Annotated in this window: 22 protein-coding genes, 1 pseudogene and 3 riboswitches; of the genes and pseudogenes, 7 read left to right on the top strand and 16 right to left on the bottom strand. The window is 45.7% G+C overall.

The genetic code is table 11. The features are described 5' to 3' along the window. Positions 1–84: 84 nt before the first annotated feature. Complete coding sequence (locus tag DRW41_RS05890) at positions 85–1761, top strand: hypothetical protein (RefSeq protein ID WP_115451050.1); 1677 nt, start codon at positions 85–87, stop codon at positions 1759–1761. A 48-nt stretch (positions 1762–1809) separates the two neighbouring features. Here DRW41_RS05890 and DRW41_RS05885 read toward each other — a convergent pair whose 3' ends face one another. The 3 genes from DRW41_RS05885 to DRW41_RS05875 form a co-directional block, all read right to left on the bottom strand. Next, positions 1810–2313, bottom strand: coding sequence for a cupin domain-containing protein (locus DRW41_RS05885; protein WP_115451049.1), 504 nt, complete (start codon positions 2311–2313; stop codon positions 1810–1812). A 41-nt stretch (positions 2314–2354) separates the two neighbouring features. Further along, a complete protein-coding gene (ypfJ, locus tag DRW41_RS05880; RefSeq protein ID WP_115451048.1) occupies positions 2355–3209 on the bottom strand; it encodes a KPN_02809 family neutral zinc metallopeptidase in 855 nt (284 codons plus the stop codon). Positions 3210–3462: 253 nt separating this feature from the next. Continuing rightward, positions 3463–4581, bottom strand: a complete 1119-nt coding sequence (locus tag DRW41_RS05875; protein ID WP_115451047.1) for an NAD(P)/FAD-dependent oxidoreductase — start codon at positions 4579–4581, stop codon at positions 3463–3465. Between the two features lie 427 nt (positions 4582–5008). Between DRW41_RS05875 and abc-f the strand changes: the two genes are divergently transcribed. Continuing rightward, positions 5009–6724, top strand: coding sequence for a ribosomal protection-like ABC-F family protein (abc-f, locus tag DRW41_RS05870; RefSeq protein ID WP_115451046.1), 1716 nt, complete (start codon positions 5009–5011; stop codon positions 6722–6724). A 131-nt stretch (positions 6725–6855) separates the two neighbouring features. Further along, positions 6856–8190 carry a S8 family serine peptidase gene (locus DRW41_RS05865; RefSeq protein WP_115451045.1) on the top strand — a complete coding sequence of 445 codons (1335 nt, stop codon included), beginning with the start codon at positions 6856–6858 and terminating at the stop codon, positions 8188–8190. Positions 8191–8316: 126 nt separating this feature from the next. On the opposite strand, the gene DRW41_RS05860 is transcribed toward DRW41_RS05865, so the two are convergent. The 6 genes from DRW41_RS05860 to DRW41_RS05835 all read right to left on the bottom strand — a co-directional run bounded on the left by DRW41_RS05860 (position 8317) and on the right by DRW41_RS05835 (position 15782). Further along, positions 8317–8961: a queuosine precursor transporter gene (locus tag DRW41_RS05860; protein ID WP_115451044.1), complete on the bottom strand. Its 645-nt coding sequence runs from the start codon at positions 8959–8961 to the stop codon at positions 8317–8319. Between the two features lie 15 nt (positions 8962–8976). Next, positions 8977–9477, bottom strand: a complete 501-nt coding sequence (gene queF / locus DRW41_RS05855; RefSeq protein ID WP_115451043.1) for a preQ(1) synthase — start codon at positions 9475–9477, stop codon at positions 8977–8979. A gap of 126 nt (positions 9478–9603) precedes the next feature. Further along, a riboswitch (PreQ1 riboswitch) is annotated at positions 9604–9650 on the bottom strand. A gap of 85 nt (positions 9651–9735) precedes the next feature. Continuing rightward, a complete protein-coding gene (gene htpG, locus DRW41_RS05850; protein WP_115451042.1) occupies positions 9736–11616 on the bottom strand; it encodes a molecular chaperone HtpG in 1881 nt (626 codons plus the stop codon). Positions 11617–11806: 190 nt separating this feature from the next. Next, on the bottom strand, positions 11807–12541 hold the full coding sequence (locus DRW41_RS05845; RefSeq protein WP_115451041.1) for a sulfite exporter TauE/SafE family protein: 735 nt from the start codon (positions 12539–12541) through the stop codon (positions 11807–11809). A 385-nt stretch (positions 12542–12926) separates the two neighbouring features. Beyond that, positions 12927–14210 carry an NCS2 family permease gene (locus tag DRW41_RS05840; protein ID WP_181884440.1) on the bottom strand — a complete coding sequence of 428 codons (1284 nt, stop codon included), beginning with the start codon at positions 14208–14210 and terminating at the stop codon, positions 12927–12929. Positions 14211–14501: 291 nt separating this feature from the next. Further along, positions 14502–15782, bottom strand: coding sequence for an NCS2 family permease (locus DRW41_RS05835; RefSeq protein ID WP_439330856.1), 1281 nt, complete (start codon positions 15780–15782; stop codon positions 14502–14504). A gap of 301 nt (positions 15783–16083) precedes the next feature. Between DRW41_RS05835 and DRW41_RS05830 the strand changes: the two genes are divergently transcribed. The 3 genes and pseudogenes from DRW41_RS05830 to DRW41_RS23355 all read left to right on the top strand — a co-directional run. After that, positions 16084–16800, top strand: coding sequence for a Crp/Fnr family transcriptional regulator (locus tag DRW41_RS05830; RefSeq protein WP_115451039.1), 717 nt, complete (start codon positions 16084–16086; stop codon positions 16798–16800). 179 nt (positions 16801–16979) lie between these two features. After that, positions 16980–17684 (top strand): purine-nucleoside phosphorylase, encoded by a 705-nt coding sequence (gene deoD, locus DRW41_RS05825; RefSeq protein ID WP_115451038.1) that lies wholly within the window; start codon positions 16980–16982, stop codon positions 17682–17684. Between the two features lie 255 nt (positions 17685–17939). Beyond that, a pseudogene (locus DRW41_RS23355) lies at positions 17940–18080 on the top strand (ATP-binding cassette domain-containing protein); the annotation flags it as partial. Between the two features lie 121 nt (positions 18081–18201). On the opposite strand, the gene DRW41_RS05815 reads toward DRW41_RS23355, so the two are convergent. Next, positions 18202–18540 (bottom strand): helix-turn-helix domain-containing protein, encoded by a 339-nt coding sequence (locus tag DRW41_RS05815; protein ID WP_115451036.1) that lies wholly within the window; start codon positions 18538–18540, stop codon positions 18202–18204. Positions 18541–18557: 17 nt separating this feature from the next. Next, positions 18558–19490 carry an ImmA/IrrE family metallo-endopeptidase gene (locus DRW41_RS05810; protein WP_115451035.1) on the bottom strand — a complete coding sequence of 311 codons (933 nt, stop codon included), beginning with the start codon at positions 19488–19490 and terminating at the stop codon, positions 18558–18560. A gap of 461 nt (positions 19491–19951) precedes the next feature. Continuing rightward, positions 19952–20034: riboswitch (cyclic di-GMP riboswitch) on the top strand. 28 nt (positions 20035–20062) lie between these two features. On the opposite strand from DRW41_RS05810, the gene DRW41_RS22630 reads away from it, so the two are divergent. Then, positions 20063–20560, top strand: a complete 498-nt coding sequence (locus tag DRW41_RS22630) for a hypothetical protein (protein WP_142752186.1) — start codon at positions 20063–20065, stop codon at positions 20558–20560. A 123-nt stretch (positions 20561–20683) separates the two neighbouring features. On the opposite strand, the gene DRW41_RS05805 is transcribed toward DRW41_RS22630, so the two are convergent. The 5 genes from DRW41_RS05805 to DRW41_RS05785 all read right to left on the bottom strand — a co-directional run bounded on the left by DRW41_RS05805 (position 20684) and on the right by DRW41_RS05785 (position 24793). Further along, positions 20684–21610 (bottom strand): HD domain-containing phosphohydrolase, encoded by a 927-nt coding sequence (locus DRW41_RS05805; protein ID WP_245959361.1) that lies wholly within the window; start codon positions 21608–21610, stop codon positions 20684–20686. A gap of 105 nt (positions 21611–21715) precedes the next feature. Continuing rightward, positions 21716–22147: a hypothetical protein gene (locus DRW41_RS05800; protein ID WP_115451034.1), complete on the bottom strand. Its 432-nt coding sequence runs from the start codon at positions 22145–22147 to the stop codon at positions 21716–21718. A gap of 68 nt (positions 22148–22215) precedes the next feature. Beyond that, positions 22216–22304: riboswitch (cyclic di-GMP riboswitch) on the bottom strand. Between the two features lie 109 nt (positions 22305–22413). Next, positions 22414–23154: an amino acid ABC transporter ATP-binding protein gene (locus tag DRW41_RS05795; protein WP_115451033.1), complete on the bottom strand. Its 741-nt coding sequence runs from the start codon at positions 23152–23154 to the stop codon at positions 22414–22416. 25 nt (positions 23155–23179) lie between these two features. After that, positions 23180–23914, bottom strand: a complete 735-nt coding sequence (locus DRW41_RS05790) for an amino acid ABC transporter permease (protein WP_115451032.1) — start codon at positions 23912–23914, stop codon at positions 23180–23182. 72 nt (positions 23915–23986) lie between these two features. Then, on the bottom strand, positions 23987–24793 hold the full coding sequence (locus DRW41_RS05785) for a transporter substrate-binding domain-containing protein (RefSeq protein ID WP_439330855.1): 807 nt from the start codon (positions 24791–24793) through the stop codon (positions 23987–23989). Between the last annotated feature and the right edge of the window lie 29 nt (positions 24794–24822).

The raw sequence follows: 24822 nt of genomic DNA, 5'->3' as shown, positions 1-24822 counted from the left end.
TGTTGGAACGGTGAATCTTTTCGCCCTGGTCGCCGTATTTCTTAATAGCAGCCGCTTTTTTAGCGGCCGGGAAGGAGATCGTTTATGGGAAACATCTATTTGTTTTCATTGATTGCCGGGTTGCTTATGGCGGTCCTTATCGCGCCATTTTATGGGCTCCCTGCCGGGAAAAAGGGAAGAAAGAAAGTAGGGCTGTCCACGCATATTGGACTTGCTGTTTTCCTCACTTTGCTTGTTTTTACTTTCTATTATTTATTTAACATCGACAGGAACCTCTCATCGCTATGGTTCTTCATTCTTGTTTCTTCCGCTGTCGGAGCCCTTTTTTCCACTGGAAAGGAACAGTTCGTAAAGGCATTGCTGTTTTTAGGGAGCCTTGTCTTTTGCCTCTATTTGTTGACGGCGTTCCTCTTTAACGCCAACGAAAAGTATGATACAGCAAAAATGGATCAGCAAACGGAAATCAAAACATTTGATGAAACGAAAACGCCTGCAAGCGTTCCGCCCCAATTCGCGCGGAATAAAATGAGAAAGGCATTCGGCCAGGTTCCGAACACTAGTTATTACGAGCTTGGCAGCCTGCAGATTCAAAAGGTGAACGGGGAATATGTGTATATCGCGCCAGTAGAATTTTCCGGAATCTTCAAATGGTGGAACGGGAAAACGACCCCTGGCTACTTTACGCTTAGTGCAACCGATTCATCCGCAAACCCAAAGTTCATTAAATCGGAGATGGTCTATACACCGTCCTCTTATTTTGGAAAAAACATTGAGCGCCATCTCCGGATGATGTACCCGAAATCGATTTTTTATGGCGATGTCCAGCTCGAAGTAGATGAAAACGGAAAGCCATTCTATATCCGTTCGTACGGCAACTTCATCTCGGCCAGGAATGGCTTTGATGTGAAAGGGATTGTACTGGTCGACCCCCGGAGCGGGAAAACGGAGGATTACACACTGGATGACATTCCCGATTTCATAGACGGAGCGGTTTCTCCAGAGGTCGTAAGCGTGCAGAACAGCTATTTCGGCAACTATGTCCATGGCTTTTGGAACAGCGTGTTTGGGAAAAAGGACGTAAAGCTCCCGTCGGATGAAGGAACCGAGGCGAATGTAACGCCAATATTCGATGAAAATGGCTCGATGCATTATTTTACCGATTTCACCAGCCCGAAGGAAGGCGTCGATTCGATGCTAGGATACTCACTGACGGACTCAAGGACCGGTAAAGCAACCTATTACACCGGCAACCTTGAAGAATCGTATATGGATTCCGAAGGCGCCCTACAAATCATCGAGAAGAAATTCATTGAAAAGAAGTGGAAAGGCAAAATGCCAGTCCTTTACAATTTTTATGGCGAAGCAAGCTGGCTGACGCCAGTCCTTGATTCAAACGGCTTTTTGCAAAACTACTTTATCGTATCCGCGGCCAACCCTGAAACATCGGTATATGGCACGACTCCGAATGATGCCCTCCGGCAATATAAGCTGGCCCTTCAGCGCGGAGGGGGAGGGCTTGATGGCAGGTCTGAAGCTGAGGAGAAACAAGTAAGCGGAACGGTTCTTCGCGTATACAAGGAAAAGTCCGGCGATTTTACGGCCATATCCTTCTTGCTCGACAATAAGCTGAGCTACATTATTTCTTCTGAACGCGAGCCGCTTGCGATTTACCTGAAGGAAGGCGACAAAGTACAGGTAACCTACCAGGATACAGGGGAAGACTTCCTCCCGGCCATGCAGGTTAAAATAGAAGGGTTATAATGTGAAAAAACACGATGGGAACTCCCATCGTGTTTTTTGTCTGATACTTTATTTTACCCATTTACGGTGGAGCGGGCCCGTATCCCCGTAGACCGGATCTGTTTCAGGAACCGGCACATTCCGGATTTCCTGAAGCGCTTGCGCGCGTCCCGCCGGGTCCCTCTCCTTCATATTTGGGCTCGTCCCTTCTGGATAGGCCCCGACTACCTCAAAGTCCTCGCTTCCTTCAACCAGCTTATGGCCGGTTCCAGCTGGAAGGAGGATTACATCGCCCGCCTTTACATCGACACGTTCACCCGCATCACCGCCAAGAAGGACAGTCGCATATCCGGATTTAACTCCGAGCACTTCATGCACGTTGCTATGGTAATGGTGGTAGCCGAAGATACCGTCTGACCAGCTGCCGGTCCAATTATGCCGGTTAAAGGTCTCCTCTATTCCGTTGGGATTTTCGTTAAAAACACCCTCATAAACTATTACTGGCAGCTCTGGGTTATTTGGGACCTGTCCGTCATCCTTCAGAAAAAAAGATCGTTCATTAGCAGTTGCCATAATGAAGCTCCCCTTTCTCTTAAATGAATCGCCAAGTACCTCTAGAGATTCTTGGCATTGAAGGTGTTTCCTCCTTTGATCGTACCCGTTTTGAAACCTTTGTAAAACCAGCGTTTCCTCTGTTCGGAAGTCCCGTGGGTGAAGCTTTCCGGAACGATGTATCCCTGTGAACGTTTCTGGATGGTGTCATCACCGACAGCGGTGGCGGCATTGAGCGCTTCCTCGAGGTCACCCTCTTCTAAAAGGTTCATATTTTGAGCCCTGTTTGCCCAGACACCCGCGAAATAATCCGCCTGTAATTCCATCCGAACTTGATACTTATTGTATTCCGTTTCGCTAAGCCTCTGCCGGAGCGATGCCATTTTTTCCGATGTCCCCAATAAAGTCTGGACATGGTGTCCAACCTCGTGGGCAATAACATAGGCCATGGCAAAGTCACCCGGAGCCTGGAATTTGGTTTGAAGCTCCTGATAAAAACTCAAATCGATGTACAGCTTTTGGTCACCCGGGCAATAAAACGGGCCAACCGCCGATCCAGCTGTGCCGCAGGCTGATTGAACACTGCCAGAATACAAAACAAGCGTCGGCTTTTTATAAACCATTCCCTCTTCTTCAAATATTTCAGTCCATACCTGCTCTGTATCAGCAAGGACAACCGAAACAAATTGCGCCAATTCCCTCTCTTCAGCAGTTTCCTGGTATGGCGGAGGGGATTCAAGCCCAGTCCCGCCTCCGCCGAGGTTATTCAGCACATCCCCAATATTGCCGCCGCCAAGAAACGTCATAATCAGGACAAGGACAATCCCGCCGATTCCACCGCCCATGAGCAATCCTCCGCCGCCCATTCCTCTTCTATCCTCAACATTCGAACTTCCCTGTCTGCCCTTCCATTGCATAGGTTGTTCCTCCTCGAAGTTTAAAAATAGCAATTGTTATATCTACCCTTTTACCCCGATATGGTTATTTTAAAATCAACACGGACTGGGATTATTTTCTGAAAATGAGGCCCTTTATTCGCTATGATAAAAAAAACAAACTTTCATTCATTCCGAAATTCATAATATTTTATTATGGAAAAATTAAGTAATTGCGCTTTTTACTTATGACAAAAATAAAAAAGCACGGGCAAAGTACGCCCGCTTTCTTCCTTTAATCCCCAATTAACCCGGTTAACTCATAAAGGTCCAAATCAATATCAACTATCTCACCGAGCGCCATCTTTGCAAGCTGCCCACCCAAAAACGGCCCGACTGTCAGTCCTGATGCTCCGAGCCCATTTGCGAACAGGAGGTTTTCATGACCAGGCACTTTTCCGATCACCGGAAGGAAACCTGGCGCATACGGCCTGTAGCCAACCCTGGCTTCCACAAATTCGGCTTCCATCAGCCCCGGCGCTGTTGACAAAGCCTTATCAAGCACTTCATGCAGCCCGCCCGCTGTCACCCTCATGTCAAAGTTTTTGTCCTCTTCATGAGTTGTCCCGACGACAATTTTACCGCCATCAAAGGCGAGGATATATTGATCGCTTGGGGGCATGATGACTGGCCAATTACCTGTGTCCCTGCCATCAAGCTTCAGATGGACAATTTGTCCTTTCTGCGACCAAAGCTTTAAATTGATCCCCAATGGCTTCAATAACTCTCCCGCCCAGGCTCCGGCCGCCACAATGACCGTATCGGCCTCATAGTACTTCCCTTCCGCCGTAACACCCGTAATCAAATCGCCGGATAACTCCAGCTTTGCCGAGCCGCCGATAACCCTGGCGCCATGATTTCCAGCCGCATGCATGAGCGCATTCCGTAACGCACGGCCATCAACGCGGGCCGCGCCTTCAACATGGAGCGAAGCAAACTGTTCCGAAACGGGCGGAAACAGCCGTGCAGCCTGCCCCGGGTCAAGCTGGCGGATTTCGCCTATCTCTGGTGCGGTCTCTCTCCTTGCAAGAGCCCGCTCTTCCATTTTCGCAAGCTTGCCCTTATCGGTATGCAGGCTCAAAGCCCCAACCCTTGAATAACCGGTTTCTTTTTCGCCGTCTTCCTCAAGCTGCCGGATAAGTGTTGGATAATAGGCCGCTCCTCCCTTCGCAAGCGCATACCACGCCTTGTTCCGCCGCTGGGACAGCCACGGGCAGATAATCCCCGCTGCCGCATCGGTTGCCTGGCCGGGATCGCGCCGGTCAATGACGGTTACATCGGCTCCGGCTTTTGCCAGATGGTAAGCTGCGGATGCCCCAAGTATTCCCGCCCCAATCACAATGAACTTCTCCATTTACATGCACCTTTCCCTATGTATTCCTAACCTTCATTCTACCGGAGTTCGGTTTCCACCTCAAAGCCAGGCGGTTTCTTCCATGAACATTGACATACATGCCGTCTCCCGCATATACTTGTGATGAAATACGAATACATTAAAAGGATGGTACTGGGGCAATGAAGTTATAATCTTATTTTTTAGGAGTGGACTCATGCAAATAAAATGAGGAAACCTGAAGAATAGGATTCGTATGCCCTTTTTTGCTTTTCAAGCGGTTGCTTTTTTGCGCGCCTTTTAGGTGTGTTTTAAAAGGCGGCTTGAAAAGGACTAATTTGCCATACAATCAGCCTCTTCGGGTTCCCGGGGAGGTTTTTCTTATGATTTTTTCAAACTCGGCTCAGTCTACAATGTGATTTTTCAAAAACATACTGAGGTGATTTGTATGGAACTAATCAAGGCAATAAATATAAAAAAGAGTTTTGGAGAACGCGAACTACTGGGCGGCGTTTCCTTTGATATAAGAGATGGGGAAAAGATCGGGCTTGTTGGCTGGAATGGATCGGGGAAAACAACGCTCGTTAAGCTGCTTACAGGTGAGCTGGAACCTGATGGCGGAACCTTTACTAAAAGGTCTTCCAGCTTACGGATTGGCTATCTGCCCCAATCAACTGACTATGATCTATCTACCCTGGAGAACGAAAAGGGAAAAACACTACTTGAAACGGCCAGTCAGCTGGGCCTTGAAAAAATTCGTGAATGGGAGGATTCACGGCTTGGCAGCCTTAGCGGCGGAGAACGGCTGAAGCTCGCTCTCGCCGGGGTCTGGGCTGAAAACCCCGGGCTCCTTATCCTAGATGAACCAACAAATCATTTGGACTTAAAAGGGCTGAACTGGCTAATCCAATCCATTAAAAATTCTCCTCAGGCGGCGCTAATCATATCACATGACCGGCATTTTCTTGACGTGACCGTTTCAAAAATTTTCGAGCTTGAAGACGGGAAGCTAACCGTCTATGATGGCAACTATACTGATTACCGAGCCGAGAAGAAACGGCGGCATGAGCAGCAAGTAAAGGAGTTTCACAAGCAGCAGCAGCGAGTAGAACTCATCAACGAACAGGTTGCCCAGCTTAAGCGGTGGTCCGAAAAGTCGCATCGGGAAGCGGGAAAAGGCAGGTCTCCCTCCGAAAACCGACAGACAGGTTTCAAAGAATACGGTCGAGTCCAGGCTAAGAAAAAAGACGCGCAAATCAAATCCAAGCTAAAGCGACTGAATCACGAACTCTCCAAGGAAAACATTGAAAAGCCAAAAGATGAACTATCTATCAGGTTTGACTTTGAAGCAGCCGGGAACCGCGGAAAACGGATTCTTGAAGCCCGCGGATTGGGCAAATCATTTGCGGAACGGATTCTTTTTGAAAAAAGCCATTTTTACATCAAGCACGGCGAGCGGATTGCCCTGCTTGGTTCAAATGGAGCCGGAAAAACAACCTTTATAAAAATGCTTTTGGGAGAATTAAGCGCCTCGAAGGGATCACTTTGGAAAAGCGATTCAGTCAGGATTGCCTATTTAAGCCAGGATGTTGGCGACCTTCCAGGTGACCGGACAGTCCTTGATTTCATGGGAATGGAAAGCTTGGAGCAACGAACCAAAGCGCGTACCCTTTTTGCCAATATGGGCATGAAGGAAGAAAAGCTATCAAATCCTTTTTCTGCTTTAAGCCTTGGTGAACGCACGAGGGTCAAGCTTGTTCATTTGATTATGCAGGAATACGATATGCTCGTCCTTGATGAGCCAACCAACCATCTTGATTTGCCAAGCCGCGAGCAAATGGAGGAAACGTTGGCGAGCTATTCCGGCACCCTTCTAATCGTTTCGCATGACCGGTATTTCGTTGAAAGGCTCTGCGATAAATTGTTAGTGATTGAAAATAACCGGATACAGCGAATTGAGATGGGCCTGCGGGAGTATGAAGAACGGCAATTTGCCCAAGCGCGGCCGGATAACCGCAACCGCGAAGAAGAGCTTGCCTTGCTTGACACAAAAATAGCCGAGCTGCTTGGTAAAATCAGCATGCTAACGCCAGAAAGCCATGACTATGCCAATGTCGATAAGGAACTGAACAAACTCATCCAGCAAAAGCAATCGTTAATCTAAAGGATCAGGGCTGCCAATCGCAGGCAGCCGTTTTTATTTCCTCTTAAAAATTTTCCCAACCTCCAGTATGTTTGCTAACTAACTTGCTGGATAAACAGAAAAGGTATTTCTAAATTATTTAGGGGGTCCTTATGAAAAAGCTCAAATTTCTCATTGCGCTCATTCTTATTTTCACTATGGCCGGGCCATTCTTTTCAACCCAGTCAAAAGCTATTGGCTTGAAAGCTGAAGTTAGCCCTGTTATTCAAAAACTGCTAAACTCAACTTTATCCGGGAGTGAAGCGGAAGCCATCATTACATACAAACAAGCTCCCGCCCTGGCGGACATCCAACTCCTGAAAGCCCTGGGACTTGAAACAAAAACATTTGAAACCCTGCCAATGGTCGCGGTAAAAGGGAAAATCGCAGCGTTGGCTAGCCTCCTCCTTTCATCCACGAATATTCTCTCAGTCTATGAAAATAAAGAACTGAAGTATTTCCTGCGCGACAGCCGCCAGCTGATTGGCGCTGAATCAGTCTGGAACGACCTTGGCTATACAGGAAAAGGGGTAACTGTCGCAGTTATCGACAGCGGCATTGACGCGACCCACCAGGACCTAAGATTCGGTGAAAAAGTCATCCAGAACGTAAAATTTGTTGTCGGTGACCTGTTTGGCAATCCGCCGCTTTACCTTGAGAACATTGTTAATACAGATACTTCTTCCGGGCATGGGACACATGTTGCCGGGACAATAGCCGGAAGCGGCAAAGCGAGTTCAGGCCTCTATAAAGGCGTCGCCCCGGATGCGAAGCTTGTCGGCCTTGGCGTTGGGGAAGGTATCAACATTCTTTGGTCGCTTGAAGCCTTTGATTACGCCATTAAAAACAAAGACAAGTATGGGATCGACGTGATTAGCAACAGCTGGGGGACAACCGGTGTATACTCACCGAACGACCCAATCAATGTTGCTTCAAAAGCTGCCCATGATGCCGGGATAACAGTTGCGTTTGCAGCGGGAAATGAAGGCCCCGGAGACAATACCCTTAACCCGTATTCCGCGGCGCCTTGGGTCATTAGTGTAGCTGCTGGGACGAAGGATAAACAGCTTGCTGACTTCTCTTCCCGCGGTGTTGCAGGTGATCAATTCCTCCATCCTGACATCACAGCCCCGGGGGTGGACATCGTCGCAACAAGGTCCTCAACCGGCATCGTCATGAACGTGCTCGGCACAACAACGGATATCTCGTATATTGACCCGGAGCATCTGCTTTTCTATACGACATCCAGCGGCACAAGCATGGCCGCACCGCACATTTCCGGGGTTGTCGCCCTCATGAAGGAAGCCAAGCCGGATCTTACGCCTGGAGAGGCGCTGGATTTTATGGCTCAAACCGCGGAGCCGATGCCTGCTCACCAATACCATGAAGTTGGCGCCGGGTACGTAAACGCCTTTGAAGCCGTAAAAAAAGCGGCATCGGTACAATAGAGGACGAAGAAACTCCCTCAGCGAGGGTTTTAAATTTAAGCTAATAGCCATGTTGATCAACCCTTTAACAGTATAGAAAAAAGAACTCCGCTGTTTATCAATGGCGGAGTTCTTTTAATGAGCCAATCAATCTATTGATACAGCTTCGTAGCCATCCCGGCTTGGCCCTTCTTTCTTTCTAATGATACTCACTAGCAGGTACACAAGCGGGGTAATTGCAATTGAAGCGAAAAATTTAAAGATGTACTGGGTAATGATCATCGTCCCAAGCACAGCCGCAGGCACGACCCCGTAAAAGGCAATTCCAATGAAAATCGCCGTATCGACAAGCTGGCTAAGCATTGTCGAAGCATTGTTCCGGAGCCAGAGCTTTTTTTGCCCATGGCGGTTTTTCAATTTATTGAAAACAAGCACATCGAGATTCTGGCTAATAGCATAGGAAATCAGGCTCGCGGCAATCACCCGGAAGCTTCCTCCCAGAATGGTTTCAAACGATTGCTGCTCTGTAAAAACTGACGCTGACGGCAGCGCTATTGCAGCCGCAATGAAAGCCAGGGCTAGGACTTGCGTGATCAAACCGGCCTGGACAGTCCTCTGGGCCTGTTTTTTCCCATACACCTCGACAATTACATCAATGATAGGGTAGGTAAAGACATACACAATGACAGCGGCGGGCAAGATGGCATAGTTGCCGATGCCGAAAAGCTTAACAGCCACAACGTTCGCAAGGATCAGCAGGCCGACAAACGCCCCATTCAGGTATAAAATCATCTTTTTTGTCCTCTCTTATCGGTTGTCTATCTTTTCAGGGTAAAGATCATGGTTCATCAAGCGGAAATTGGCCATTTCCTCATATTTCGTCCCTGGCTTCCCATAGTTGCACCAAGGGTCAATCGAAATGCCTCCCCTTGGCGTGAACTTTCCCCAAACCTCGATATAGCGCGGGTCCAGCAGTTTAATCAGGTCGTTCATAATGATATTGACGCAGTCCTCATGAAAGTCTCCGTGGTTTCGGAAACTGAATAAATAGAGCTTGAGCGATTTGCTCTCAACAATTTTTTTATCCGGAATATACGAAATATACATCGTGGCAAAATCGGGCTGATTGGTCAGCGGGCACAGGCTTGTAAATTCAGGACAATTGAATTTAACGAAATAGTCCCTGTTTGAATGAAGATTATCGACAGCCTCCAAAACCTCCGGAGCATATTGAAACGCATATTGGGTCCCTTGGTTGCCCAATAACGTTAAATCCTTCAAACCTTCCTCATGGCTTCGTCCAGACATTAAAAAACCCCCTTGTAAAAGTATCCCGCTCCTTTTACAAGAGAGTTCTGCTTATAAATCTATGAAAAACAATGGAAATAACCATTAAAAAAGCCATGTCCGATTATGGACATGGCAGATAGTCATGTATCCATAGTTTTTTATAGAGGGTATCAGCTATGAACCTCTCCCGCAAAGTACGGGTATTCAATTCCTTTTCATATGTTACAGAAAAGGCGCGCAAACGTCAAATAAATTTTTCCGGCAAGAATTTACCCTTTAGACCATGATCTTACAGATATCATTCGTAAATTCGACCGGATCCTGGACCGGCAGACCTTCGATGAGAAGTGCCTGATTGTAAAGCAGATTCGTATAAAGGGCCAGCTTCTCCTTGTCTTTCTCAAGTGCACCTTTAAGCGACTGGAACACCTCGTGGTTCGGATTGATTTCAAGGATTTTTTCCGCCTTTACATCCTGGCTGTTCGGCATCTGGCGGAGGATTTTTTCCATTTCGATCGTCAGGTCACCTTCGCTTGTAAGGCAGACCGGATGGGATTTGAGGCGCTTGGAAATCCTCACATCCTTTACTTTTCCGGAAAGAACGCCCTTCATCGCATCAAACAGTTCTTTGTTTTCCTGCGCTTCGGCCTCGGCTTCCTTCTTTTCTTCTTCCGATTCAATCCCAAGGTCTCCGCTTGCAATCGACTTGAATTCCTTTTCCTTGTAATTCATGAGCATCCTGATGGCGAACTCGTCGATGTCCTCCGTGAAGTAAAGGATTTCGTATCCCTTTTCTGACACAAGCTCGGCCTGCGGCAGTTTTTCGATGCGCTCGATCGATTCGCCGGCCGCATAGTAAATATACTTTTGGTCTTCAGGCATCCGGGTGACATACTCATCAAGCGTAACGAGCTTCTTCTCCTTGGATGAATAGAACATCAACAAATCCTGCAGCGTTTCTTTATGCGCGCCAAAATCGCTGTAGACGCCATACTTCAGCTGGCGGCCAAACGATTGATAGAATGTTTCATACTTCTCCCGGTCTTCCTTCAGGAGGGCGAGAAGTTCGCTCTTGATTTTCTTGCTGATATTCTTGGCAATCAGCTTCAGCTGGCGGTCATGCTGCAGCATTTCCCTTGAAATGTTCAAGGACAAATCCTCGGAGTCGACCATCCCCTTTACAAAGCTGAAATGGTCGGGAAGCAGGTCCGCGCACTTGTTCATAATCAGAACGCCGTTAGAATACAGCTCGAGCCCCTTTTCAAATTCCTTTGAGTAGTAATCGAATGGGATGCTTTCCGGGATGAACAGGATGGCGTTGTAGCGGACAGCCCCGTCGACGCTAATATGGATATGCTTCAGCGGCTTATCAAACCCATAATGCTTTTCATTATAAAAATTCGTGTAATCGTCGTCCGTCAGCTCACTTTTGTTCTTTCTCCAAATCGGCACCATGCTGTTGACCGTCTGCTCTTCGCTGACAGTCTCCCACTCGTCATCGGAGCCTTCTTTTTTCCTGCTTGTGTTGACATCCATTTTAATTGGATAGCGGATAAAGTCGGAGTATTTTTTAATAACCGACTTGAGGCTATATTCCTCTAGGAATTCGTCGTAGTTCTCGTGTTCGGTATTTTCTTTTATTTTCAAAATAATTTCCGTGCCCACGGCATCCTTTTCGGCCGGCTCAATCGTGTATCCGTCCGCACCGGTGGACTCCCACTTATAAGCCTCTTCGCTGCCAAGCGCTTTACTGATTACTGTCACGACGTCGGCAACCATAAAAGCCGCATAGAACCCGACACCGAATTGGCCAATAATGTCATAGCCATCTTTTAGATCGGTTTCTTTTTTAAATGCGAGCGAACCGCTCTTCGCGATGGTCCCAAGGTTCGTTTCAAGCTCTTCCTTCGTCATCCCGATGCCGGTATCGATGACTCTCAAAGTCCGGCTTTCTTTATCCGGGACAATCTTTATGTAGTAATTGTCTTTATCAAAAACAAGCGAATCATCTGTCAGCGCTTTGTAGTAGATCTTGTCGATCGCATCGCTGGCATTGGAAATCAGCTCGCGTAAAAACACTTCCCGCTTTGTGTAAATGGAGTTGATCATCATCTCCAAAAGCCGTTTTGACTCGGCCTGGAATTGCTTCTTTTCCATAGTGATATCCCCTTTCCAGTGCATGTCCTCATTTATCTTAGCACTCTTGTCAACAGAGTGCTAATCCCACTATTTTTTTATCATACCGATTTGAAAACTGTCAATATCCCAGACTTCAAAATCTTGTAAATATGTTGCAATACTTTTGAGGGGAATTTTTGCACAAGATATACGGAAAGGATTGGGCGATTTATTGAATGGCCCGTACAAACACTTGAATAATCAGCGCGACAGTGGCCACTCGCAGGATTGGCTTTACAAATTGCGGCTTCAGTTTCTCGGCAATCCGGACGCCAAGCTGCGCGCCTGTTACCGAGCCAAGCATAAGGGCGAGTGTCATCGGCCAAATGATTTTTCCATAAGCGATGTACATCGCCGCCGCCCCAATACAGCTTGAAAAAGTAGCCAGCCGCACGAAGCCGACAGCGCGGAGATAGGAAATGTTCAAATGACCGAACAAATAGAGCATCAGGGTGCCCTGCCCAGGCCCAAAAAGCCCATCATATATGCCAATTCCATATAAACCCGGAAGGCTTATTTTATTAATTTTCAGCAATCCGTTCCCCGTAAAACTTCCTTTTCCGATAAATGAAGTAATAAAAGCAAAGGTTAATAAAATTAAGGCTAGGATCATCATTTTATCCGCTGGTATTCTTGACGCCAGGAATCCGCCGCTCATCCCTCCGAAAATGCTGACGGGAATAATCCAATATGCTTCTTTCCAGGTAATCCGTTTCGTCCGATATAGATGAAAAAAACTTGAAAAGGAGCTGACTGTATTTGACACTTTGTTCGCCCCGATTGCCGAATGGGCGGGCATGCCAAGCAGAAGCATCGCCGGCAGGCTAATCAACCCGCCTCCCCCTGCCAAGGTACCAATCGTGGTCGCGCATATGCCAATAAGGAAAATTATAATATATTCCAATTTATTCACCTCTTTCCTTTAGTGTAGTACAGAAGTTAACTTAAATAAATATTATTGTTTTAATTAAAATGCATAAGTTTTTCTTATTATAATTTGTCGAATGGTGTGGGAAAATTGGAAACAGGAATTGCGTCGTAGAGAGGAAGAAAAACGGCTGTCGAGTTAGTTATAGATGGAGTATTCGGACATAGAAACAGGAATACGCATTGTCCAAAAACCCGTCTGATTCGGACTCAAGGAGGAACAAAATACGAGGCTTCGTTCGAATGATGGATTAGTTTGAGTCTAAAGAGGATCAAAAATTGAAGCTATGTCCGATGGGGTATAACGTCGATTAAAAACAAAAACCTGCCCCGACATGCTCGCAAGCAGCCGGGAAACAGGCTTAGGAAAAGAAGTACAACTGAACGGCAAACAGGATGCCAAATACATAAATCAGCGCGTGGACATTTTTGCCCTTTCCGCTTACCAGCTTGATAATCGGATAGGTGATGAACCCTAGGGCAATTCCGGTAGCAATGCTTGAAGTCAGCGGCATTGCAAGAATGGTAATGAAAGCCGGGAAAGCTTCATCGAGTTCACGCCAGTTGATTTTCGCGAGACCCTCCATCATGTAGCAGCCTACAATGATTAGGGCAGGCGCCGTAATTGCCGGCAAGGATGCGATTGCCGAGACGAGCGGCGAAAAGAACATAGCAGCAAGCATTAGCGCGCCGGCAGTCAAAGCTGTGAGCCCTGAACGCCCTCCTGCCGCAACCCCGGTTGTAGATTCAATATAAGCGGTAGAAGGGCTTGTCCCTAGCGCGGCACCGACCGTAGTGGCAACAGCATCAGCACTTAAAGCAGCTTTAGCCCTCGGCAGCTTTCCATTTTTGATCAGCCCGGCCTGCTCGGTCACGCCAATCAGCGTTCCGGTCGTATCAAATAGCGTTACAAGCAGGAAGGCGAACACCACGGTGAACAAACCATGTGAGAAAACGCCTGTAATATCCATATCGAAGAAAACAAGCGGCGGCGGAGCCGAAACAACTCCGTTCAGTTTAAGCATATCCATGAAATAGCCGATGACCGCAGTCACAAGCATCCCGATAAAGAGAGCCCCCTTCACCTTGCGCGCAAGCAGGATTAGGGTTATGAACAATCCCGCAATGGCCAGTAAAGTTCCCGGCTGATGCAGGTTCCCGATCGAAACCAAAGTTTCCTTATTCCCGGCGACAATGCCCGCCATCTTTAGCCCGAGGAATGCGATGAACAAGCCGATGCCAGAGGTAATTGCGTGCTTCAGAGACTCAGGGATCGATTCAATCAGCATTTCACGCAGCTTCGTTAACGACAGGAGCAAGAACAGGACGCCTGCCACGAAAACCGCTCCGAAAACGATTTGATAGCTGACCCCCTGCGTTGCAACAACGCTGGCAAAATAGGCGTTCAGCCCCATGCCAGGCGCGATTGCAATCGGGTAATTGGCAAAAAGCGCCATGATTAGCGTTCCGATTACCGCTGCAATAATGGTTGCCATGAATACCTGGTTAAACGGAACACCAGCGGAGGATAGAATTGCAGGGTTTACAACAATGATATACGCCATGGCCATGAACGTTGTCATGCCCGCCACGACCTCGGTCTTTGCGTTTGTTTTTAATTCTTTCAGCTTAAAAAGGCGTTCCATGATGATAGCCTCCTAAAAAATATAAATTCCCATTCCAAAAATGGGGAAGAATACATATATTCGTTCGAGCCACATGCAATTATAAGCGAATATTAATATAAAATCAATAGCAAACGTTCGTGTTTTAACTTTCATTTAATTGGCACTTTTACCAAAACAACCGCGTACAACACCATTGACGAACAAAAGTTGGAATTTCACACAAAAAAAGACCACCGCGCAAAAAGGCATACCGGTTGTCTTTCTTTGTCAAAATCATTAGGAACGCGCTAAACAAGCGCATCCGTTTTTTCATATCGATCCCAGCAGGAAATACAAGAGGAAGAAAAACGCGATCACGTACATTGTACCGGAAACTTCCTTCCTCTTTCCGGTTACGAGTTTTACGATAGGATAGGCGATAAACCCGAAGGCAAGTCCATTCGCGATGCTAAACGTCAATGGCATTAACGCTAGCATTAAATATGCGGGGAACGCTTCCGTAAAGTCATCAAACGGAACCTGCTTCAGGCTTTGCACCATCAGGCAGCCGACTATGATAAGGACAGGCGCGATCGCTTCATTCGGAATGACTTTAAATAACGGGATGAGGAACAATGCAGGGATGAACAATAGCCCTGCCGTAAACGAAGTAAGCCCCGTCCTTCCTCCAGCCGCGATGCCCGTTGCCGACTCAGCAGCAGTTGTGGCTGGGCTGCAGCCAAATAGTGATGCGGCAACGACCGAAACCGAATTGGCCTGAAACGACCGCTGGAATTTCGATTTGTCGGACAGCATCCCCAGCTGGGCGCCCATGTTTTGAAAAATGATGACCATAGACAGCGAAAAAACGGCTGTCCAAAAATTCACTGTGACGATTTCGCTAAAATCATAAGCCGCAAAGATGGAATCGTATCCTTTAAAGGAGATGCTGAAGTCGCGCAGTGAGGAAAAATCAACAATTCCGAGCAAAGCCCCGATTAGCGTTCCCGCAAGAATGCCAATCAGGAAATTCCCTTTAACATTCCTTAGGAAAAGCGGCAGCACAATCAGCAGGGTAAGTATCGTTGTCAGGGTATGTGGGTTGGAAAAGTCACCTAACGTTACGAATGTGCCTTCACTCGCAACAATCAGCCCGCCATTTTTCAAGCCCAGGAAAGCAATAAACAGCCCAATCCCGGCTGTCATGGCATGAACCATCGATTGCGGGATGGACCGCGATAAATAGACCGCTCCCTTCGTAAAGGCCGCCAAGGCAAAGACAATTCCGGCGAACAGAACAGCGGTAAGCGATTGCTGCCATGTCAGGCCAAACGATAGGACAAGTGTGAACACGAAAAATGCGTTGTCTCCCATCCCAGGGACGATAATGAGTGGTGAATTCGCCCATAGCGCCATCAGCATACAGCCGGCAAAGCATACGATTAGCGTGGCAAGAGTAACCGCTTCGTACGGCATTCCAGCCATGCTCAAAATCGCACCGTTCACGACAATAATGTAGGCTACCGTCATGAATGATGTGAGCCCGGCGAGTATTTCCGTCCGGGCATTCGTCTGTTCAGAATGTATAGAAAAAAACTTATTCACAGTTATTTCACCTCAATATGCTTGAAAGAGCAGTAGTCCTTATTGATTTCAGCTCTTTACTGCAGAAAATTACTTATCTCTCCCATACGGTTCGCAAACGGAACCCATAGAAATCATAAAGAAAGTGAATGGCACATTCCTCCGGTGGTGACACTAGCAGCAGACCATTTTGATTTTTCCGCTTAAGTTAAGATTCCCCATTCAAGCCATCCGATTCTGTTATAATGCCTTTAAAAACACTCTTCGTTCTTCCAACTGCAGAATCAGTGTGGCAGAAGGCTATTTCGAACGGAAAGGATGCATATAGATGATAATGGACCTCTCGGATTTCCCGATATTCTCCGACCTTCCAGATGGTGTGCTTCAAGACATAATGCCCTTACTAAAGGAACGACAGTTTAAAAAGAACCACATCCTCATGTTTGAGAATGATGAGAGTGACGAAGTATACCTGATCCGTTCCGGTATGCTCAAGGTATATCGCTTGCATGAAGGGAAGGAAATTGTCCTCAGCATAGCGGTACAAGGGGAAATCATCGGTGAAGTTGAAACGCTTTCCAATGATACATATAGGATTTCCTCTGTTGAAGCCCTTGAACAGGTAACAGTCTGGCAAATGAAAAAACAAGACTTTCTTGAAATTGCCGAAAAATACCCAACCGTCATCCGCAAAGCATATATGATTCTTGTAGAAAGGGTTCGCATCCTTAACCGGCTTATCCGCTACTTGACTTTCTATGATGTCCGGACAAAGGTTGCAAATTTGATCGTAGATTTTTATTTCAATTTCGGCAGGCAGACTGATAAAGGGTATTACATTGAGTTGAAAATCAACCAAAGCCTATTGGCAAATATGCTCGGAGTAACGAGGGAATCGGTTTCAAAAACTCTCACCGACTTCCAGGATGAAAAAATAATTGATATCCGCGATAAGTACTTTTACATACTGGATATGGAAAAGCTTGAATCCCTCTGTGAGGAAACTGAAGAAATCCAAACACTCCGGAAATGGTATAAACTTTAGTCTTATCTGAAGATACTATACCAGTGAAAGCGCCCGTTTTTCAGTTAGCGCTTTAACGCAAATTTTGTTAACTGGTTCACAGTTTTTGCGCCTGCCCCTTAACAGATTGACATCACTCTGTATGGCAAGATTTTCAGCGATTGAAACAGTGTACCAAACAACATTATGGAGGGAAATGTATGAGTCTTCACATTGAAGCAAAAGCAGGAGAAATAGCCGAGTCCGTACTGCTGCCGGGGGATCCACTGCGCGCGAAATATATTGCCGAAACATTCCTGGAGAATGCTAAATGCTACAACAACGTCCGCGGAATGCTTGGTTTTACAGGTACTTATAAAGGAAACCGTGTTTCCGTCCAGGGAACAGGAATGGGCATGCCTTCCGCGATGATCTACATCCAGGAACTCATCGAAGGCTATGGCGCTAAAAACTTGATCCGTATCGGAACATGCGGTGCCATCCAGGAAGATGTTAAAATCCGTGATGTCATCGTCGCCCAGGCGGCGGCAACCAATTCCAACATCATCCGCAACAGCTTCCCGGGTTATGACTTCCCGCAAATCGCGAACTTCGATTTATTAAAAAAGGCGTATGATACAGGTACGGAAAAAGGCTTGAAGCTTCGCGTGGGCAATGTTTTGTCTTCCGATCTATTCTACACTGACCGCCAGGATGAATTTGTCCGTCTTGGAAAACACGGAGTATTGGCAGTAGAAATGGAAGCCGCGGGCCTCTACTACCTTGGCGCGAAATTTAACGTCAAGGCGCTTGCCCTTCTGACAGTCAGCGACCATATCGTAACTGGCGAACAAACATCCGCACAGGAGCGGCAGACAACATTCAACGACATGATCGAAGTCGCGCTTGAAACAGTGCGCGGTTAATCTTTTCAAAAAACCAGGAAGCCAGCGTTTTCGCGCCGGCTCCCTGGTTTTTTGTGTAAAAATCGTTGGACCGGTAAATACTTGCGAAACAGGCTTCAAAACCCCCGTTAAGTCCGTTTAACCTCAAATTCCAACCCAAAATGTCTTTATAAGCGACCTATCTGGAGTTACTTTCCGAAGATGGCCCCCCTTTCCTGTGAAAGTATTAAAATTAGGGTGATGAACCGAAATTACTCCATCCATAGGGGTGCCAACATGCCGGCCGTTCAAAGTCTTAATCGATTTAAAAATGGAAAAGGAATTTTCGATGTCTCCTTCGAGGTAAAGAAAGGCGAGGTTTTCGGTTTTTCAGGACCGAATGGGGCGGGAAAATCACCTTTACCCAGGCCGCTTGTCCTGCTAACAGGGATAGTTCTAATCAAGCCTTGCCTTTTTTTCAGGCATCTTTGCCTTCAGGAAAAGCGATCTCCCGCTTTAAACAAAACGCCAGCCCATTTGCCGGGCTGGCGTTTTCTGGCTAATTAAACAATTTTGCGAAAATCGCTTTGAGAGACTTACCTTTTTTATAGTAAATTTCATCACGTACTTTTTCATTTATGGACTGCCAGAGCATAATTTCAACATCAGAGAGCGGCTGGGATTGTTCCTCTTTAATAAAAGCCGCGAAATAATCAAGGGGCACACCATAGAACCTTGATATATCAGCCATGATTTCAAAGGAAACAGACTTGCGGTCGCCTTTTTCAAGCATGCTTAAATACTGAAGTGTGATACCCGTCCCATTGGCGACATCCTCAAGCCTCAGGTTTTTTTCAAACCGTAATCTCCTTAGTTCTTGTCCTAACGGCGTTGGCATAGTTGTCTCCCTCTCCCCTAATCGATTTCGAGTCTATGTTTAAGCGTTACAATGCAATACCAGCTGATCGCCGCTTCGAAAATAGTGACAATCATTTCTTCTGTCCTTATTGGAAACCTGAATCTCCTCATGTGGTAGTGGAGCAATTCGTGGATAATCGTCTGCAGCTGCTCCGGGTAATCCAATTTTTCGTCGATGACAATCATATTTTTCTCGTAATAGCATACGCCCTTTATTTCTCTTAAATCCATAAAAAAGAATTGAATTTTATATTTCTTGGACAATTTTTCTGTAATTGAATCGATGTGCGCCTGGTTAATTCCGATAAATTTTTTATGCAGGAAACCAATGAACGTATAATACGATAGGAAAAGGATGAGCACAAGATTGATTTCAAGATGATCGTAGAATGCAAGAATCGGAAAAACAACCGCCGCCTCGAAAAGCATTGGCCCAAACCGATCCAGGAAAAGCTTTGTCGTAGCCGCCCCGGTTTCCAGGTAAACATACACGTATTTCAGGAGGACACTCAGGAACAACATGAACAAGGACGTTAAATAGCGTGCTTGATAATCCATATCCGAGTATCCATTATACAATTCGTTACAGACGATGATTATAACCGTATAGATGGACAATAGGGAGATGATGGACTGCAGCCGCCCTCTTTTCTTCAGGAGAATCGACATCAGGCTATCAACGAGAAGATAAATGAATCCATATACAACTGAAAATCGATCAAATACGATCAGCGATAAAATGACGTTGAAGAAGGAATACCCAAAACCGGAAAATACCTTTAAATTCACCTGGTCAAACACAACCATGATACAAAGGAAAAGAAGAATATCCCATTCCAGCTCGGCAGGAATCGTTATGAATTCGTTGGTCAAAAGCAATGCAGGGATAAGAAAAACAAGACTGACATTTTTCCGGACAATGCTTCTCATGGGGCTTCACCTGTTTTCCTAGTAATAGGTCTCCGAATCCTTCTTCTATCATAATTGAAAATCCCATTTTTTTTAATATTTATTTTTCTACACATTCTCAGTTTTTGACGTAATTTGTCTACAAAAAAAGATATTATTCAACTATTGTTTACTATATACTTTGAACAAACAAGGGTACCAATACCCTTGTTTACTTTCTTCCTCCTAGGTACAAACAATCCATTGCCAGCGCTAACGATGTTAGTGCTCTTTTTTTGTTTTCCTTGATCATCCTCGGTTTATTTTACCTCCATTACCCAATAAAGATGTCGATATTTAAAACGTGAATGTCGACCGGAATCCATTTATTTAAACCATAGTTTAAATTATAATAATTTTATAAAAGATGTTCGGTATATAGAATTAAACAATCGATATATCGCCCATCTTTATTTGGTTTGTTCTGTACATAGGAACGGATCGGCACGGGGGAAGCAATGAAGTATAGCCTTTACGTGGACACTTGGGCTATATGGAGCCAATAGTGTAACCGGCCCTTAGAATCAACTATACTCTTAGGGGAGATGAAGAGAATGAAGAAAATTTTATCAGGTTTGGCAGCAGGTGCTTTGGCTATGGGATTGCTCGCGGGCTCCGCATTCGCGGCAGTAACGTTCGATCCGGCAACTGGCGCTGGATACGTAGGGAAAGGCGATGTCCAAACCGCCATGGGATGGAATAATGCTGACCTGCAGAAGAATGCCGGGGATTTAGTTTTTACGTATAAGACTAAAGAGGTCTATGCTATTACAGTTACCTGGACTACGGGAGATGGGAAAAGGGGAGAAAAAACCCATGATGTTGAACATGAAAGAATATCTTCCATTAATGCCACTATAGATTTCAGTCCAAAATCGAACAAGCAAATATCAGGATTCAACCTTAAATATTTTACTGATGAAAAAGAAGTAACGGGTAAGATTCCACAAGTCGGCGAGGAGTTCCCGGGACAATCCGGGCATATTGTGTCATCGGTTGACCTCGTTTCCTCAACAAGCGGTTTGTATGTAAACGGCGTTCAAATACAGTAACAACTGCCTTATAATCAGGGAGGCACTGAAATACAGCGATATGGACACTCGGACTGTATGGTACCCGTAGTGTAATCCGAAATTCAAATGAAAAAGGAATCAATCCCACCAGATTGATTCCTTTCATTTTACCTTAAGCATTTCGTTTTCCAAGCGTCCTTCTTCTTTTAATATCTCCACAAACGCTTCAACGACTTTCCTGTCATAATGGGTGTCAGCCATGCTGATTAGCTCATCTACAGCATACTGGACATCAAAGGCTTTCCGGTAGGCCCGGTCCTCGGTCATGGCATCAAATGAATCGCTTACTGCGATGATTCGTGCTTCCAAAAGGATATCTTCTCCTTTTAAGCCACGGGGATACCCGCTACCATTCAGCCTTTCATGATGCTGTTCGATAATCGTGGCTATATCCTTATAATAAAGATCCTTCACCATTTCCGCTCCATCACCCGGGTGGCGCTTAACGACGGAAAATTCCTGATCTGTCAATTTGCCGGGTTTATTTAATATTTCTGATGGAATATTAATTTTTCCTATGTCATGCAACATAGACGCGACAAACAAATTTTCCAGCCTCTCTTTTGGCAGCATGAGTTTTTTCGCCATTTTCACCGCATACCCGGAGACTCTTTCACTATGCTTATGTGTATGAATGTCCTTCTTCTCTACTTCATGAACGATAGCTTTTAAACTTAAGAGGCTATCACTCAATTGATAAAAAGTGGGTTCTGATATTATCCATAAATAGGTTATATCTGTTAGGGTGGAGAAATGAACTGGCTTTTCCAGGTTAACAGCCGAATAATAATCACCCGGTTCAAGCTTAATCTTTTCCCCTTGATATTCACAAACCATTTCCCCCGACAATATGTAGAAGAACTCCATCACATCAGGTGTATCACTCGGATAAACGTAGAAGAGATTATCTTTTGAAATAGTTTGGATCATACATTCCATTCCGCCGCCCCTGGCCAGCAAACTAATATCAAACGTATCAAGAGAAACCTTTTCTAATACATCTCCTCTTTTTCCTATTGATAATCCCAAGTAAACACCTCCTGGTCATAGTAAACAAAAAACGAGTCTAATTTAGACTCGTTACCTTAATTTAATAATATAACATTCGAATAATTGCATCAATTCAATATTTTTCTATTTTCCTAATCCTACTACCCGAACCGGGTCAATCCACACATATCGATCGGCAAAGCGGACAAGCACCCAGCTGCATTCGGCAGTCACTCCGTATTCCGCGGCCTTCGCAATCGTTTTTTGCGACATTTTCAGCGTTTCCTCATAAACATCGGCAATGATTTTATCCAATTTTTCATTGTATTTTTGCGTTAGTTTTTGATGCGTTTCAGTGCTGCCTTCTGGAAGTTTTCCAATATCTTCAATATATTCAACCTGTAGCTTGTCTGCCTTTTCTACCGCTTTTTCTACTTTTTCATGAATTTCGATATTCGTCTTTTCAATCATGCTGATGGCTTTGTCGACATCTTTATTTTCATTTGCGAAAGCTGGCGACCCTAACCCAAAAAACAGGGCAGCCGAGAAAACAATGGCTATTACTTTTTTCAACATTCCCTACTCCCTCCAAATGTTTAAAAAGTCTAATAAAAAAGACCCATAAATCTTATAGGGAGTCATTCATCTGCAGCTGGCTGGCATGGCAGGTCTCCTGCTTTAGCCCCTTTAGCTTTGCGTTCTTATCTTTTCAGATAAGTTGCCCCTGGGTCTATTTTATCATCTTCCTTAATTATACAGGGACTTTTAAACTATTTGCAATTATTATCTAAATTTTTCGAAATTTAGTTTTCAATAATTGTAAAGGGAATAAAAGATGTCGATTAATACTGCTTTAATGTCCTTTTTAGGAACTCCCTTGTCCGTTCCTGGGTTGGATTGGTGAAGATTTGCTCAGGGCTGCCTTCCTCGGCGATAACACCTTTATCCATAAAGACGACACGATCGGATACTTCTCGTGCGAATTCCATTTCATGCGTAACAATCAGCATGGTCAATCCTGATTCGGCAAGGTCTTTCATAACCTTGAGGACTTCGCCGACCATTTCAGGGTCGAGCGCCGATGTTGGTTCGTCAAACAGCATGACATCCGGTTCCATTGACAGGGCCCTTGCAATCGCCACCCTCTGTTTTTGCCCGCCGGATAATTGATGCGGTTTCGCATTGATGTATTTATCCATGCCGACCACTTTCAAATAGTTCATGGCGATTTTTTCCGCCTCTTCCTTTGAACGCTTCAGCACCTTCACTTGCCCGACGACGCAGTTTCCAAGGACGTTGTGGTTGTTGAACAGGTTGAACTGCTGGAACACCATGCCAAGCTTCCTTCTGTACAGGAACAAGTCATGCCTGTCATCAAGGATGTTTTCCCCGTTGTAGATGATTTGGCCGCCGCTCGGCATTTCCAATAGGTTTACACATCGAAGGAGCGTCGATTTCCCGGAACCAGATGAACCGATGATACTGACAACTTCCCCTTTATTCACTGAAAAGTTAATATCCTTTAACACTTCATGGTTTCCAAAGGACTTATTTAAATGCTGGATATCAATAACTTTCTCCATGCGTTTTCCTCCTTTCCGCCGCCAATTATCTTGCTGGCTGGATTTCCTCGCCGACAATAGCGTAACTGTCCGGCCCTTCTATTTTCTTTTCAAAATAACGAAGGATTTTCGTTACAACAAAGGTCATGACGAAATAAAGGACACATGCTACAAAGAATGACTCAAAGTAACGGAAATTATTCCCCGCAACCGACTTTGTCAGGAAGTAAAGTTCCGATACCGAGATTACGTTCAGGACGGATGTGTCCTTGATATTGATGACGAACTGGTTCCCGGTGGCCGGCAGGATGTTGCGGATAACCTGCGGCAAAACAACATTCATCATTGTCTGAATATGGTTCATTCCAATTGCCTGGGCTGCCTCGAACTGGCCCTTATCAACTGAAATAATTCCTCCTCGGACAATTTCCGCCATATAGGCCCCTGTATTAATCGAGACAACAATCAAGGCCGCCATCATTACATTCATATCTATTCCAAACGCCAATGCGGAACCGTAATAAATAACCATTGCCTGGACTATCATTGGCGTCCCGCGGAAAAATTCAATATAGGCCGATAAAAGGAAATTTACGACTGCGAGAATAACCTTTTTCAGTCCCCGTTCAGGAACAGGGATTGTCCGGATAATACCGGCGATCAAGCCGATAGCGGCCCCGGCAATTGTCCCGATGAGCGCGATCCATAACGTCGTGCCCGCTCCGCGGAGGAACATCTCCCAGTTTTCCGATACGATTTTCACAATCCACTCGATGCTCATGTTTCTCCTCCTCCATATCATCATGAAACCGGCTGTATACAAGACACAGCCGGTTTCCACCGAAATCTATCCTTATTCTGCCGCCGGCTGGTTCTGAATTGCTTTATCCATGATGCTTGTTTGTTCTTCTTCGGAAATGCCGCTCAGGATTTCATTGATTTTGTCCTTCAAGCCGCTTCCCTTTTTAAGCCCAACGGCAATCGCGGTATCGTCCTCGGATGTTTTAAAACCATCCTCGAATTCGACCATTGCGAAGTTTTCATTTGCTGTTGAAGCACTCACAGCTTCAGGGCGTTCGGATACGTATCCATCAATGATGCCTGATTGCAGGGCAACCCTCATTGCCGGGAAGTTGTCCATAGCTGTCGCTTTCTTGACGCCTTCAATTTGGTCGATAACGGAGTAATGGAATGTGTTCAGCTGGGCGGTTACCTTCGCCCCTTTGAAATCCTGGATTGATTTCGCTCCTTCATACTTGCCGCCTTTTTTCACGACCATAACGAGATTCGATTTATAGTAGTTATCCGAAAAGTCGATTGTTTTCTTGCGTTCCTCGGTTGGCGACATCCCCGCGATAATCGCATCGATTTTGCCGGAAGTCAGCGCTGGTACAAGGCCGTCCCATTCTGTTTTGACAATGACAAGTTCCTTGCCGAGGCCATCAGCGATTTTCTTGGCGATTTCAACGTCATAGCCGCCGGCGTACTCCGATGTGCCAGCAATTTTCACAGCCCCGTTTGAATCATCTTTTTGCGACCAGTTAAATGGCGCGTAGCCCGCTTCGAGTCCTACCTTAAACGTATCCTTATCTGACTTGCCTTCCGATCCTGTGTTTTTTGAGCTGTCGGCACCTCCGCAAGCGGACAATGCCAAAATCATTGAAAACAATAATGCCAGAAACAACGTTC

Origin of the sequence: Neobacillus piezotolerans (assembly GCF_003362805.1) — a bacterium.
GTDB lineage: Bacteria > Bacillota > Bacilli > Bacillales > Cytobacillaceae > Bacillus_D > Bacillus_D piezotolerans.
This window is presented reverse-complemented; position numbering and strand designations above follow the sequence as displayed.

What these genes read in the sequence shown, in the direction of transcription:
- DRW41_RS05890 (WP_115451050.1), top strand. Translation starts at nt 85, where the DNA reads ATGGGAAACATCTATTTGTTTTCATTGATTGCCGGGTTGCTTATGGCG.
- DRW41_RS05885 (WP_115451049.1), bottom strand. Translation starts at nt 2,313, where the DNA reads ATGGCAACTGCTAATGAACGATCTTTTTTTCTGAAGGATGACGGACAG.
- ypfJ (WP_115451048.1), bottom strand. Translation starts at nt 3,209, where the DNA reads ATGCAATGGAAGGGCAGACAGGGAAGTTCGAATGTTGAGGATAGAAGA.
- DRW41_RS05875 (WP_115451047.1), bottom strand. Translation starts at nt 4,581, where the DNA reads ATGGAGAAGTTCATTGTGATTGGGGCGGGAATACTTGGGGCATCCGCA.
- abc-f (WP_115451046.1), top strand. Translation starts at nt 5,009, where the DNA reads ATGGAACTAATCAAGGCAATAAATATAAAAAAGAGTTTTGGAGAACGC.
- DRW41_RS05865 (WP_115451045.1), top strand. Translation starts at nt 6,856, where the DNA reads ATGAAAAAGCTCAAATTTCTCATTGCGCTCATTCTTATTTTCACTATG.
- DRW41_RS05860 (WP_115451044.1), bottom strand. Translation starts at nt 8,961, where the DNA reads ATGATTTTATACCTGAATGGGGCGTTTGTCGGCCTGCTGATCCTTGCG.
- queF (WP_115451043.1), bottom strand. Translation starts at nt 9,477, where the DNA reads ATGTCTGGACGAAGCCATGAGGAAGGTTTGAAGGATTTAACGTTATTG.
- htpG (WP_115451042.1), bottom strand. Translation starts at nt 11,616, where the DNA reads ATGGAAAAGAAGCAATTCCAGGCCGAGTCAAAACGGCTTTTGGAGATG.
- DRW41_RS05840 (WP_181884440.1), bottom strand. Translation starts at nt 14,210, where the DNA reads ATGGAACGCCTTTTTAAGCTGAAAGAATTAAAAACAAACGCAAAGACC.
- DRW41_RS05830 (WP_115451039.1), top strand. Translation starts at nt 16,084, where the DNA reads ATGATAATGGACCTCTCGGATTTCCCGATATTCTCCGACCTTCCAGAT.
- deoD (WP_115451038.1), top strand. Translation starts at nt 16,980, where the DNA reads ATGAGTCTTCACATTGAAGCAAAAGCAGGAGAAATAGCCGAGTCCGTA.
- DRW41_RS05815 (WP_115451036.1), bottom strand. Translation starts at nt 18,540, where the DNA reads ATGCCAACGCCGTTAGGACAAGAACTAAGGAGATTACGGTTTGAAAAA.
- DRW41_RS05810 (WP_115451035.1), bottom strand. Translation starts at nt 19,490, where the DNA reads ATGAGAAGCATTGTCCGGAAAAATGTCAGTCTTGTTTTTCTTATCCCT.
- DRW41_RS22630 (WP_142752186.1), top strand. Translation starts at nt 20,063, where the DNA reads ATGAAGAAAATTTTATCAGGTTTGGCAGCAGGTGCTTTGGCTATGGGA.
- DRW41_RS05800 (WP_115451034.1), bottom strand. Translation starts at nt 22,147, where the DNA reads ATGTTGAAAAAAGTAATAGCCATTGTTTTCTCGGCTGCCCTGTTTTTT.
- DRW41_RS05795 (WP_115451033.1), bottom strand. Translation starts at nt 23,154, where the DNA reads ATGGAGAAAGTTATTGATATCCAGCATTTAAATAAGTCCTTTGGAAAC.
- DRW41_RS05790 (WP_115451032.1), bottom strand. Translation starts at nt 23,914, where the DNA reads ATGAGCATCGAGTGGATTGTGAAAATCGTATCGGAAAACTGGGAGATG.
- DRW41_RS05785 (WP_439330855.1), bottom strand. Translation starts at nt 24,793, where the DNA reads ATGATTTTGGCATTGTCCGCTTGCGGAGGTGCCGACAGCTCAAAAAAC.